7 protein-coding genes are annotated in these 13352 nt (G+C 48.9%); 2 read left to right on the top strand and 5 right to left on the bottom strand.

What is annotated here, in order from left to right; translation table 11 throughout:
* Positions 1-1266, bottom strand: coding sequence for a class I SAM-dependent methyltransferase (locus tag DVH26_RS06685; protein WP_239632488.1), 1266 nt, complete (start codon positions 1264-1266; stop codon positions 1-3).
* Positions 1267-1681: 415 nt separating this feature from the next.
* On the bottom strand, positions 1682-3772 hold the full coding sequence (locus tag DVH26_RS06680) for a TerD family protein (protein WP_239632485.1): 2091 nt from the start codon (positions 3770-3772) through the stop codon (positions 1682-1684).
* A gap of 444 nt (positions 3773-4216) precedes the next feature.
* Here DVH26_RS06680 and DVH26_RS06675 point away from each other — a divergent pair, with 444 nt between their 5' ends.
* Both DVH26_RS06675 and DVH26_RS06670 read left to right on the top strand, forming a co-directional pair.
* Positions 4217-5146: a permease gene (locus tag DVH26_RS06675; RefSeq protein ID WP_239632482.1), complete on the top strand. Its 930-nt coding sequence runs from the start codon at positions 4217-4219 to the stop codon at positions 5144-5146.
* A 24-nt stretch (positions 5147-5170) separates the two neighbouring features.
* Positions 5171-6043 carry a TIGR03943 family putative permease subunit gene (locus DVH26_RS06670; RefSeq protein ID WP_239632480.1) on the top strand — a complete coding sequence of 291 codons (873 nt, stop codon included), beginning with the start codon at positions 5171-5173 and terminating at the stop codon, positions 6041-6043.
* 65 nt (positions 6044-6108) lie between these two features.
* On the opposite strand, the gene DVH26_RS06665 is transcribed toward DVH26_RS06670, so the two are convergent.
* The 3 genes from DVH26_RS06665 to DVH26_RS06655 all read right to left on the bottom strand — a co-directional run bounded on the left by DVH26_RS06665 (position 6109) and on the right by DVH26_RS06655 (position 13191).
* Positions 6109-11391: a cadherin-like beta sandwich domain-containing protein gene (locus tag DVH26_RS06665; protein ID WP_239632478.1), complete on the bottom strand. Its 5283-nt coding sequence runs from the start codon at positions 11389-11391 to the stop codon at positions 6109-6111.
* Positions 11392-11944: 553 nt separating this feature from the next.
* Positions 11945-12505 (bottom strand): HupE/UreJ family protein, encoded by a 561-nt coding sequence (locus tag DVH26_RS06660; protein WP_239632475.1) that lies wholly within the window; start codon positions 12503-12505, stop codon positions 11945-11947.
* Positions 12505-13191, bottom strand: coding sequence for a hypothetical protein (locus DVH26_RS06655; protein WP_239632473.1), 687 nt, complete (start codon positions 13189-13191; stop codon positions 12505-12507). The genes DVH26_RS06660 and DVH26_RS06655 overlap by 1 nt, the downstream gene beginning before the upstream one ends.
* Positions 13192-13352: the final 161 nt, after the last annotated feature.

Below are 13352 nucleotides of genomic sequence, written 5' to 3'. Positions count from 1 at the left end.
TTATGCCCCCTTTTTCCTCAAAATAGCGCCTTGCGTCGTCTGAATATTGTTCACTCCGTCCCCGATTGCCACAAACTCGCATTGCAGGTCGAATTGCTCTATAATCTCCGTCAGCCATTGTCTGAACGGCTCCTGCCTCATCTCCCATTTATGGTCGTCATGACGGAAGCCGCTCAGTTCGTAAAACGGATTGAAATCGAAGTTCGGTGTCGTAATAACAAACCGATCGAAATCGACATGGCTGCAAATATGCCGAATCAGCTGTTGGGCCTCTTCCTCGCTCATATGCTCGATAACCTCGGTCATAATCACATCGACCCGCTCCCCGTTGTACTCTTCCAGAAAACGATCCACGGACGGGAACCCGACAATGTTATCGATCTCTTTGGCCCCGGCTTTGTGCAGCATGGACTGCAGTACTTCTTCATTAATATCTACCGCATAGTAAGTGCCGTCGATTTTTCCTGCAAAAGGAATGGCATAAAACCCTTCACCGCAACCGACATCCAAAATGGATTTATCGAACGGCAGCGCGTTCGTGATATAATTTCTGCGCTGCATCGCCGTTCCGCCAAAATCGAACTGGATATCGTAACGGGGTGTTTTTTCCAGCTCCGCCTTGTATTTCTTGAACCGCTCTCTCGATGGCAGAAAGTTTCTCACAAACAAGCTTCTAATGTAGAAAGGCGCGTCGATGATTTGGATGCTCTTGATGTATTTATCCAAAATGCTGTCCGAAATATCGATATTTTCGTTGCCGAAGACAGCGAGAAACAAACACAGCACGCTAACCGTATGCAGCAGCCGGTATAGGCTTTGCTTTGTCGTTACCGTAAGCGAGTAGCTTTTGTGGGCCCGATGCTGAAGCTCGAAGGTGAAGCCGTCCATATGCTTTTCGAAAAATGCTATATACTGCAGCCGCTCAATATGAATCATATGGATGTAGAACGTGTGCTCATATCCCTCGATATCTCTCGGGTCGTGTGCCTTCAGAGCAGCGTTGAAAAATTCATTGATCGCATTCAGCGGAAACAGAGGAGTGTTGTAACGGGAAACGTTCAAATATTCAAACTCCTCCTGCTCGTGCTGCTTATAGGAAATGTCATTGTCCGCGTCTTTGAAATAGACGTTGAATGCGGAGTCATTCGTATACCAGCCGTAGGCAATTCCCTTGCGGATGGAACGAATTTGTGCGCCGGAGCTTGGATTTTTCTTAATAAGGAATGAAAAGCTCGGATTGGCGGACCTTAATTGAACGATAGCCATAATGCACCTTCCTTTGATCTATAATTCTTACCTTATTTTGATCGATAACAGCTTATACGAACATGGTGAAAGTATTACGAGAAGCCATCAGCAGCCGTTACGGGATACAAAAAAGACCATGGACTCAAGCGTCCATGGCCGGGTATATGTCGATATGCTAACCTGCTGCCTTACGTACAGCAAGCCGACGACATCATAAACCTGTATGGGGCGATGAAGTATCCATTCGATATGCGGGTGAAATGGTTGCGCCAAGATCACGTTGATCATTCGCTTGATGCGTGCTCTGCATTGGAATGGATTGCATGTTCATCTGACCCCTTTCACCGAAATGTTGGAATACGGAAATCGTATACCTTCATCCATAATATGTCAACCGTATTGTTGTTTATACTGATTGTCTCCAGCTTATCCCCTACACCACATACTCCGACAAGATCGTCCCGGTGTCAAAAGGAGTCACTCCCCGCTTTACCGAAAAGACCGTTTGCGCGTCGTCTTCCCGCTCCGTCTCCTGTCCACGGGCAGCGGCGTGCAGCTTAAACAAATCATACAGGGTCGGCTTGACTAAGGACGTCATCGCTTTCCCCATCAAGGTCATTCCCTTCTGATTGCCCTCTATATTATTGTAATAGTCGGGATGCTTGCGCAGGGCGAGATCCGTCCAAATGACCGTTCGTTCCACGACATCCATAATGACGGGAATGCAAATTTGCGTATCTGCCGCTATGTCGATTTTATCGACAACCGTCGAAGGCTCGAAGATTTTGCCTTCATTCGGGTATTTTCTCATCATCCAGCCTGCATAGCATTCCGGCAAATCGCAGTACGGCTGCTCGGTAAACGAATTCAGAGAAGCTACGATGTAGCGGCCCCCGTATTGAACGACGGAAGCGATGTCTATATCTATAAACTCACACGCGCCGGAAGGAGCCGAGGTGATGTCGCCGCTATGGGCCGCCTTGTACTTGCCCGAGCGCAAATTCGTATATGAAATATGCTCGATATAGTTCCATTTCTTGTCGTACATAACGGCGGACAAGTCAATGTCCACCCGCCCCGTATGCGTGCCGCGGACCATTCCTTCCTTCCACCATGTAAAAAAGCGGATCGTGCTTCCCGGAGGCATCTCGAGGCGGCTGCCCCTGACGATGGTCCGCAGCGCCTTGCTCGCCGATCTCTGGGAGAACGGTACGACAAACCGTTTCAAGCTCTCGTCTACGTACACTCGTCCCAACGGAGGCAGCTTGGAGAAGCGGTTCAGCAGCGTATTTTTACATGTTTCGACGACAGCCTCGCAAACTTCAGGATCCAGCACAGGCAGCGTATTCGGAATAGCCACCGCCTTGGCCACATTTCCTTTGGGGAAGAAGGTCCGCAATTCATGCCGCTCATTCCTATGGGTGAAATGAGTCATAACCTGCAGCAGCACGGGGGTCGAGACTTGATCGGCCACATCCTCGAACGCATAGACCATCAACAGAGGCTCCTTCGTAATTCTTAGCAGATGATCCAGCCGTCTCGCGAATTCTCCCGCGCGATGCTTCAGCAGATCCGCCGCGAGCCACGCATCCTTATACTGCAGCGACAGCTCTACCTTCGCTCCGAACGTCTCGTATGGCTTATTGTTGCGCAAGATATCAAAAGCCTCATTGCAGCGAGGATATTGGTTTCGGTACTCCGATGGGTGAAGAATTTCACCCAGACGGATCCAACGGTTCTTGTTCCGCAGCATATCCTCCACGATGGCGGAGCCGGACTGCTCCAGCAGCCCCAACAGCAATCGCCTTTCCGCACGCTTGAACTTTCGGAACTTCGTGTTCGCCGCTAGGCTCACGTCCCCGTCCGATAGCGCTGTTGCCAAGCGAAGTACATCCGTAGCGGTCTTTACGTAGCTGCCGATCAGATGGGTTTCTGCCTTACCATATTTCAACAAGGCTCCTACAACAAAGCCTACATTCTCTTTCAAGGGTATCGCTTCGGGGAGAAATGCTTCCAGGCTGTCGTGATTGGCGATTACCCATTCCACATTTTCTTTATCCTGCTGGGAGATGGAGCTATTCGCTTGGATGATACCGCGGATCATTTGGACATAATCCTCTTCGCTTCCCAGATCGATAATGCTCAAACCGACTTGATCCAGCAACGGAAACCTGTCTAGAGCTTCATAATCCGGCAATGCCAACGTTATGTAGTGAATGATCGCATGGATATACAGCTCCGCTTCACTCGCCAGCATCACTTGCAGCGGGAAATTCGGGTACATCGGCTTGTAAATCACATCGGCTCCTATCATCGCCTTCAGATCGGTTACAAGTTGATCGTATAGCGCTGCGAATTCTTCTATGGATAGGGTCCGAACCGCGTCCATCAGCTGCTTGGAGAACGTGAAGCCCAGGTACTCTATATTCTTCATCGCGGTAGCCAAATATTTAGGCGGAAGCACGTGGCTTCCGCGCTGCACGATTAATTTTCTTTTCGTTTTGAGATAAATAACGTTTCGCATTGAATGACTCTAGGCTGTACTACGCCTAGATGCCTCCTCTCCCTATCGGATGGAATCAGGAAATTCGCATCTCTACAATAATTGACCAAATATAAGAGAAGGAAGAGATGCGATAGCCTGACGGTCTCTTCAGGAGAGCTGCCACCCTACAGTTCAAGGTTAGGAGTAGAAGGAAGGATGGCAATAGCCTGAAGCTTACCTTATTCGAAGGTCGTGTCGGCCTTCGATACGTATCATCCCATCTATTGGAGCTTGCGAACATGGCGAAAGTATTACAACGGATTAGAAAATGAAAAAGTTATGGGCACATGTCTTCATAATTACTTAATAATGAGATGATGTGGATATAACATTCGACCGCTAAACTTAAAACTGAATGCACAACAAACAAATTAAAATATTAACAATTAGTTGTGATTGTTTAGTTTTTAGGAGGATGAGTTGATGAGTTTTCTTAGCGATTTTCGCGCCATGATGATCGGCATCTTACTGGAATCGTTTCCATTCGTATTGCTTGGCATCATCATTTCCGCTTTGCTGCAAACGCTGATTAGCGATCAGACACTTCAGCGGTGGATCCCCAAAAAAACGATTCCCGGCATTTTGTTCGGCTGCCTGCTGGGAATCCTTTTTCCGCTTTGCGAATGCGGAATCATTCCTGTCGTGCACCGGCTGATTCGTAAAGGCATGCCGCCCTATATCGGCATCGTATTTATGATGGCCGGGCCGATCATCAATCCGGTCGTGTTTACGTCCACGTTCGTTGCGTTTCGCACGCATCCGGAGATGGCTATCGCCCGAATCGCACTGGCTTTTGCGGTTGCAGCCGTCATTGGTCTTTGGGCGGCTTGGAGAGTAAGGGATACTGCGCTTCGTACTCCATTGAACAATGCTCATGAGCATGTCGCCGCAGCCAGCGCCGGCTCAAAGCGGCAAATTCCCGTCAAAGCTCCGAAACCGGCCTGGAAAAATAAATTTCATGACACGCTGGAGCACGCGGTCATTGAGATGTTCGATGTCGGCAAATACTTGGTATTGGGCGCCACTGTTACGGCTTTGCTGCAAACCGTCGTGAGCAAGGAGTGGATTGTTGCGTTAAGTGAAGGCAATTGGACTCCGCATTTGTTCATGATGGGGCTGTCGTATGTCCTATCCATTTGCTCCACAGCCGATTCCTTTGTCGGCGTTACCTTCATTCCCGATTTCAGCTTGGGCTCCGTGCTCGCTTTTCTCGTATTCGGCGCCATGCTGGACATCAAGAGCACCTTGATGCTGCTGAAAGTATTCCGCTTCAAAACCGTTGCGACCGTGATGGCCATATCGGCTGTCATCGTGCTGCTCAGTACAGTCGCATTCGATCATCTGTATTCGTAATTATGGATTGGAGGAAGGAAACGCATGAAGATAGGGTCTGTATTCGCTCATCGAATGGTTCGAGCTCTAATCTTGCTGGCATTCGTGTTGTTCATCGTACAGCTTGGCCGCTCGGACGCGCTGATTTATTACGTAGCTCCCAGAATGGATCTATGGGTGAAAGGTCTCGCCTTAGGCATGTACATGTTGGCCATGCACCAGCTGTACTTGGCGGTTCGAGATGTGTCTCGAAAGAAAGCCTCAGTCAGCTGCTCCTGCTCGTCCCACAGTCACGATCAATGGAAGCCTGGCGTGGTTGTCATGTATGGGGCTTTGATCATTCCGCTTGTTCTTGCAATTTCAATGCCCGATGCCGTATTGGGAAGTCAGATGGCTACCAAAAAAGGATTGAATTTAACCCCCTCGAGCATATTGGTCAATGCCGATAACGTTACAGGCGATACGGGGACTAGCGGCACAATGTTCCCATCCAATGATTATACGAAGCCTTACGCCAAGCAGGCAGCGGATATGTACAGCCAGCCTCTCATTATGATTAACGATGATATTTATATCGAGTCGCTAACATCGATGGATTTGTATCAGAAACAATTTCTAGGCAAGAAGGTACAAATTGCAGGATATGTTTACCGTCTCGACAGCATGAAAGAAAATCAATTTGCCGTAGGAAGATTCGCCATGCGATGCTGTGTCGCCGATTCCGTACCGATGGCCATTATGGTGGAAGCCGATAACCCCGAGCAATGGAACAACGATATGTTCGTGGTCGTTCTCGGAACGATAGAACAACGCAATATCGACGGCAAGAGCGTGTTGACTATCGCAGCAAAATCGATTGAAACGCAGCAGGTGCCTACAAGCCCTTATGTATATGGCAATCCGTACTTCGGAAGCTGAGGAAATGAAGAAGATCGCCAATCCGGCCTGTTCATACAGGGGATTGGCGATCTTTTTGTTATTTATTATTTCAGTAAGTTGTACACCGCTTGAGCCGCTTCCGCACGTGTCGTGTGCTCAGCCGGTACGAACAGCCCTTCCTGGCGCCCCGACAGCAGCTTTGCTTTCATCGCACTGTTCACGTAAGACCGTGCCCAGTCGCTGATCTCCGAAGCATCGGAGCTTGCCGAAGTGGCTTGATCCAGTTTCTTTCCTGTCCGAAGCTCATAAGCACGGACGAGCATAATAGCCATTTCTTCTCTGGTAATGCTGCGATTCGGATCGAATGTCTGCTGCGAATCGCCTGTGACGATACCCGCTTTATAAGCTGCCGATACTTCCTTGGCATACCATGCGTTCCCAGCTACATCGCCGAACGGAGCCGATACATCGGAAGTGAGGCCAAGCGTCCGGACGAGCAATGCCGCAAATTCGGCACGGGTAACGTCTTTGTTCGGTGCAAAGCTCGAGTTTGTCTCTCCATTTACGATATGTTTGGCGGAGAGCTCACGAATCGTCGAGAATGCCCAGTGCTGATTGGTTACGTCATTATAATATTTATCCAAGGACAACACAGCGTATTGGCCGAGCCGGTTAACCCCGACTTCGATGGCGGTATTTCCGTTAACGTTCGTTCCGCCCAGGTATACAAGGCTGCCGTCCTTCTGAATCTCGTAGATACCCGCCAGCTTCGGATCCATTCCGGCAGGAATCGGGAACGTAATCGTTACAGGCTTCGTTAACTCATTCATTGTATACTGCTTGCCGTCTTTGTCGGTCACGAAGATCGATAGCTCGAACACCTGCCCGCCCAGCGTATAAGCAGCGTTATCTTTGCGGCTTGCTTCCTTCAATGACCGGTCTGTTTGAGCTGCTGCGATCGGATCGATTTTCACCGTAATTACAGCAGAGTCGTCAGCGGACGGCAGCAAGCTGCTAACGGATTTCAACAGCTCGGCAGGAACGCTCAGCTTCACATTCGGTGCCTGGACGATCAGAGGACGTCCGTTAAGCTGATCCGCCTGAGCCATCGGAATGGCAACCTGATTTTTCCCTTCCGTCAATTCAACGGACACGGTGGTAAGGTCGGACTTCAAGCTCTCATCCTTGATGGCAGCTGCGTTATCCGGCAGCTCCGGCTTCACCGGCGGCGTTGCAGAAGACCCGGATCCTCCCGATGGTCTCGACGAATGATTATAGCGGTTGACTGCAATAACATATTCCTTAGTAGCGCCGTCCTCTGCAGTGACAAGGACAGTGAAACGATTGGAGCCGACGCTCAGGTTACGGTCACCCGTAATAGTTACTTTGGCTGAGGCATGCTCGGTGGAATAAGTCACCTCTGCCACGGTTGTGCTATAGGAAACATCCAGCGAGTAGCTCAGCTTGTCCGGTGCGAACCCGCTCAATGTAGTCCCATTGACGCGCAGATCGCTCAAGCTTGCATTGGACGACTGTGCTTGAGATTGTCTGGTTATCAGAATGCCGTATACACTCTTAGTCCCGTTTTGGGCTGTAACCGTGACGGTAACCGGATTGTCGCCGACAACCAAATTCTCGCCGCCATGAATTTGTACCGATGCAGCCGGATCGGATGTCGTATACGTCACTCGTGTAACCGTAGTTTCATAAGGTACCGACAACGAATATTGCAGCCTGTTGGAAGCGAAGCCTTCCAGCGTCGTTCCGTTTACTCGCAGATCAAGCAGGGAGCTGTCGGACGATGACGCTTTTGGATTCCTGGTTATGAGAATCGTATAAACCTTCATCGGCTGGTCTGGCGCCGTAAGCGTGACGGTAACCGGATTTGCACCGACAATCAGGTTGTCGCCGCCAGTTACCGCTACCGTTGCCGTTGTATGGGTTGCCGTATAAGTTACAGCTGCAACTGTAGTTTCATAAGGCACCGACAATGAATAGTCCAGCTTGTCCCATGCGAAGCCGCTTAACGTAACTCCGTTCACGCGCAGATCGCTTAAGGAAGGCGGCATGTCGGCACGGTTCACGTTAATGACATACGTTTTGACGTTTCCGTTCGGCGCCGTCACCGTCACATGGACGATGTTATCGCCAACCTGCAGGTTGGAATTGCCTGTAACAACGACTACAGCCTGAGGCTCGGAAGCCGTATACGTAACATTGGCGTTCGTCGCGGTATTTGGAACGTTCAGAGAGTAATCAAGCTTATCAGGCTTGAAGCCTTCAAGTGAAACGCTGTTAACTTGGAGATCCGATAGGCTCGCGTTCCCGCTTGCAACCTTATCGCCGGTAAAATCAATTTCGCTCATGCTGGTAAACGTTTTGGATAAGTCCGTATTATAGGTTCCGGTAACAATAAATTTCACGTAGCGTCCCTGCACGGTTTTGTCTAAAGAGACATAGTCCTTGTAAACCGTCCCTGTCCATGTTTTGCCAAATGTGCCGGTAGCTTTGTTGGCCGCATTGTTCAGGAATGCAGAATCGTTAAAGTCAGCCAGGTTGTCGGAGGCGTACAGCTCAAAATTTTTCGGAAACTCCATCGCACTTTGATTTAACCGGCTCTTTCTCTGGATGCCGTTTAATTTATAGGTGCTCTCCATATCGATAATAACCCAATGAGGGAATGGAGCAGCCGGGGTCTCCCATTTGGAGTGCCAGATGGTAGATTCCTGTCCGTCCAAAATGTTGCTTGCCACATTGTTTTCCAAATCTACAGTACTGAAAGAGTTAATCGAGAACGACGTTTTTGGAATGAACGTGTACATAACGGCATTCTTGGCCGTTTGCACAGCCCACATCAAATCGAGATAAGCTTGATCGATCACAGCCGCACTATCGCCGGCAGTCAAGGCTTTTGCGGAAGCTGTCCGGGCCGTCAGCTCGTTTTTCGCTTGATCGGGAAGAGACAAACCGGTTGTTGCAGCAATATAGGCAGCGAACTGTTCCGATTCCTGAATCAGCGTTGTCAATTGACTGAAGGTGTACAGCGTTGTCGACTGATATGAGTCGGATAGCGCTTTGGCTTCCGTCGCCGTCAAGGCGCGTTTCCATATTTTCAAATCGTCCAGTGTCACGGTTGCTCCACCGTTGCCTTTGTTGCCGTCTGCACCAAGGATGATGTGATACGGAGTGTCCATGCTGGACGCGCCTAATGCAGTGAGATCCTTGTTTGCCTTCATGACCCCGTCTACATAAGTAGTGGCCATCTTGTTCGTTCTGTCTACCGAGATCGTAAAGTAGTGCCATTCGGTTCCTACACCTTGAGCCGAATAATCGATACGATTGGTGCCGTCAGCCATGTTCAGCGTCATGTTGTTCGCAGTCGCAGGCCCGATATACCATCCCGGATTCTTGCCGGAATTCCAGTTTTTATTGGAGAGGACCGTCTGATCGCCTGCCAAATTGCCGGTGTGCCAGAACGATACCGTAAAGTCTCCATTGCCGAAGTTTAAGTCAGGTCTGCCGCCAAGATCGATATAGTTGGCATTGCCTGCCGCAATGCTGGCCGCTTGGCCGGATTTACCAGCGATATAGGTGACATTGCCGGCCATCGTAGCCAAGCCGGTTACGCCGGCAGCATCTTCATTCAGATTGCCGTCGAATTTCATGTCGGATACGAGCTGGTTCCACATCGTGTTTGGATCGATCGGCGTCAATTCCGGAGGCGTGCCGTCGGTTCGATAGAACGATTGCAACGGCGCGCTTTTGTTGCCGTATGCATCAACAGCCGCCACGGTTATGACGTACGACGTTGCCGGGCTCAGCCCCGTCATCGGGATATTCATTTCGTTCGGAATCGGAGAAAAATAATAGTCCGACAACACATTGTACGATTTCACTACTTGAGCTGTTCGTTGGTTGTACACTTTAATTTCATAATGATGCAAGGACTGATCGTCCTTAGCCTGGTTGAAGGAGAGCACAGGCACGTTATTGGTTCCTGGCAGCACCTTCAGGTCCGGATTTGCCGGGAATTGAGGCGCTGTTTTGTTGCGGTTAGTTTGCGTATACGTGAAATTGCTTTTAATTTCTTCTTTGGTGCCGCCTTCTAATTTCACGACCCATTTATTGCCCGCTAATGCGCCGGCGCTTCTAAAGGAAGTCTGCTGGCCCGCTCCTTGCCACACGCCACCAACATAGACCGAGCCTGCATCGCCGTTATACTCTATGCGCTCAATCTCGATGCGGTCCTTGTACACCTCGACAAATTGCGATTGCTGTACAGGAAATTCGAACCGCCCATCGATCAAGCCCTCTTCCGTCACAGCGGAGTAGCCATGATCTACCTCAACATAGGACATGGATCCAACATTCACGGTAGTGAAATCCTTCTGATAGATGGAACGATCGTCGTTAATGTTTAAATGCGAATGCCCGGAGAAAACAACCACCTGCGGATAATCTTTCAAATCCGTATACAGGTTCGGATTGGCCGCTTGCTGACCGTCCATGACGGTACCGGTAACGGGATGATGCAAAGTGATGAAGATCGGCTTATTTAGATTCGCCGGATCCGCCGTCAATGCTGCGAGTCTGCCCTTCAGCCAGTTTCTTTGTCCCGTGTCGCCGTTATAATTGTTTGCATTCAGGAAGAAAAACGAATAGCCGCCGATCGTTTTCTCGTAGTAGCCATTCGTCTGATCCGTAAACCAATCCGTCGGGTAATATTGCTTCACTTCGGCTACGCTAGCGTCATGGTTGCCGATTGCAATTTGAACAGTCAGGTTTGTCCAATTTTTACGCGTTAATTGCTCTTGGAGAACATCACGTGCAAACTGGTGATGCGGTCCCAAGCCATTGCCGTTGTCATTGATGACGTCCCCGGCGATAAGAATCGCGTCAGGATTAGGAAAGATGGAGGAAATGACATCGAAATTGCTCGCCCATCTACCGCGTGTTTTCGCATCCTGATCCGATGTGCCGGGACCAATATGGATATCTGACATCGCAGCGAATTTGAGCAGCGGTTTTTCGGTTGATTTGATGATATAGCCGTAAGTAGCGGCCTTACTCCAGACGCCGTCTTTCAAGGCGATCACCGAAACATTCGTCGATTCCGTGAGGACGATCGGCGTTCCGGTATACTTCAGGCTGGTTTCGTCAGGCATTGTGCCGTCCAACGTGTAATAAATGTCCGCACCCGCCGTATTGGAGCTTAACGCAACACTGACGGATTGCTCATAGCGTCCTGCAGGTGAAGAGGCAACCGGCGTGTCCACCGCAGCTGCGGCTAATGCGACCGGGACATAGCCAGCTCCAGCTGAGTGAACGACTGTACTGGCAATCGTGCATGCCATTAATGCGGATATTAATTTCTTGGCCTTTAACAAAAAGAGCCCTCCTTAATGGTGAGTACTTGAGACATGTTGCCTACTGAACAGTGACTAAGAAGACAAAGGTACAAGGTTCCGTGCGATTTAAGATAGGCATTCCTCCCTCGTTCAACAAAACAACACAAAACCACAATTTATTTACATTGATTAGTTGTTTTCTTGCAGTATTCAATTGCATTTTATTCGCGGTTTGTTTGCGGAATGTTAATTCAATCTAATGATTTTGTAAACATCACGAAACAAACCTAAAAATATAAGTAGAGTCGAGTACGAATTATAGGGCAGCGATAGAACCGATGGACAAACCATTGTAAGCATTCGCATAGGAAAAGAAGCTGTAAAAGAGTTCAATTAACGAACAATCCTTTGCATAAATTGGGGACGACAGCGACTAGGAAATGGGGGACGGGTCAGTTGTGTGACTGCCGGCATAGAGACTGATTCGGTATCGCCGGAATCGTGGCGGCGACAACGACAGACAGCGTCAATGCTGCTGGCCGACAGTCAACAGTATGGCAAACAAGAAGGGGAAGTCTACTAAGATGAAGCCTTATACCACGCGCTCGAGGAACCAATAAATACCGAACAAACCGATGATGCCCGATATGCCATAGACCGTAGGAGCATTCCAGCGGGTGCGCCCGATTTTAGTGATGATTGGCAAAAGAACAAGGAAAATAGCCAGCTGTCCCAGCTCAATGCCTAGATTAAAGGAGAACAACGGAAGAGCAACATTCCCTGAAAATCTGCCCTCCAGCACTCCCGCGAATCCGAAGCCATGAATAAGTCCGAAGCATGCCGTAATCAGCCAGCGCCATTTATGCTCTTTGCGCAGCATATTTTCTACTGCCACAAAAACAATGCTTAGTGCAATTAAAGGCTCAATGATGGCCCCGGGGATCTGGACGATTCCGAGTGCTGCCAAAGCCAAAGTGATACTGTGTCCGACCGTGAAGGAAGTGATGATTTTCAAATATTCACTCCACTTCAGACGCACAATGACCAAGCCTAATAGGAATAACAGATGATCGTACCCTGTGAACAGATGCTCCATCCCATAGGCAATATAACTTCCCAATGTAAACAGCCAATCCGGAATTGCTACTTCCATTATTTTCTTCTCCTTTTTGTTTTCATTTTTTTCAGATACAATCCCCGGACTGCCAGTAGAATCGCTGCAATCAGCAGCAACAGCGAAACGAGCAAGATCCATGAAGGTATCTTGATCATCCGATCAACGATCGCTTGTGGACTATGAGGATCCATATACAGCTTTAACATTGGATGACTTCTATCAAAATCATGCTCGCTCGTCGAACCGTCCAGCGAAGTAATCGTAGCAAAGTTGTGATGTGTCGGACTGACGTTCGTGAACAAGAGATTGTACTTGATGGCCAGCTCCTTGACTTCCTTCCCAAAATTGTAGTCAAAATTCAGCTTAATCATCGGAATTCCTAACCCTTGTTCAATCATTTCCATAGATCCAAGCTTCGCTTGCAACTCGGCTCCGTCCGCTTTGACGGACAGTCCTCGCGATACAAACTCCTTCATTTCGGATTCCTTTTGCTTGGCTTCCTCGATTGTGAATGAACCGTCCTGATCTACATCGAGATTTAGAAGCGGGCTCATTTCGTCCGGCAGAAGCAGCAGTTCGTAGCGCATCCCTTCCTCTTGGAGTGTTATATGCGAATACCCAAAAGACGGTCCGTGGGCCGTTGCCCCACTAGGAAGAAAAAATAGTAGCCAAGCTAGCAATAATGAAAATATCCGTAATTTTACTGTCTTTCGTTGTTTCATGTAGTTGTGCTCCTGTTTTGCATAATTATCAGCTCGTTCTGCTATTGCCATCACGATATGGATGATATTCCCCCTCAAAGAAAACAATGTAAAACAATTAAAATATTATTTATTTCATTGTTTTATATAGCATTTTCTTGTATTGTAATTTCGTTTTGTTC

Origin of the sequence: Paenibacillus sp. H1-7, from assembly GCF_022354825.1 — a bacterium.
In the GTDB taxonomy this organism is placed as follows: Bacteria; Bacillota; Bacilli; order Paenibacillales; family NBRC-103111; genus Paenibacillus_S.
The sequence above is the reverse complement of the archived record's forward strand: the minus strand, read 5'-3'. Positions and strand labels throughout refer to the sequence as shown.

Bases quoted from the DNA above. Each gene is read 5' to 3' on its own strand.
- DVH26_RS06660 (WP_239632475.1), bottom strand. From the start codon at position 12,505: ATGGAAGTAGCAATTCCGGATTGGCTGTTTACATTGGGAAGTTATATT.
- DVH26_RS06685 (WP_239632488.1), bottom strand. From the start codon at position 1,266: ATGGCTATCGTTCAATTAAGGTCCGCCAATCCGAGCTTTTCATTCCTT.
- DVH26_RS06675 (WP_239632482.1), top strand. From the start codon at position 4,217: ATGAGTTTTCTTAGCGATTTTCGCGCCATGATGATCGGCATCTTACTG.
- DVH26_RS06680 (WP_239632485.1), bottom strand. From the start codon at position 3,772: ATGCGAAACGTTATTTATCTCAAAACGAAAAGAAAATTAATCGTGCAG.
- DVH26_RS06655 (WP_239632473.1), bottom strand. From the start codon at position 13,191: ATGAAACAACGAAAGACAGTAAAATTACGGATATTTTCATTATTGCTA.
- DVH26_RS06670 (WP_239632480.1), top strand. From the start codon at position 5,171: ATGAAGATAGGGTCTGTATTCGCTCATCGAATGGTTCGAGCTCTAATC.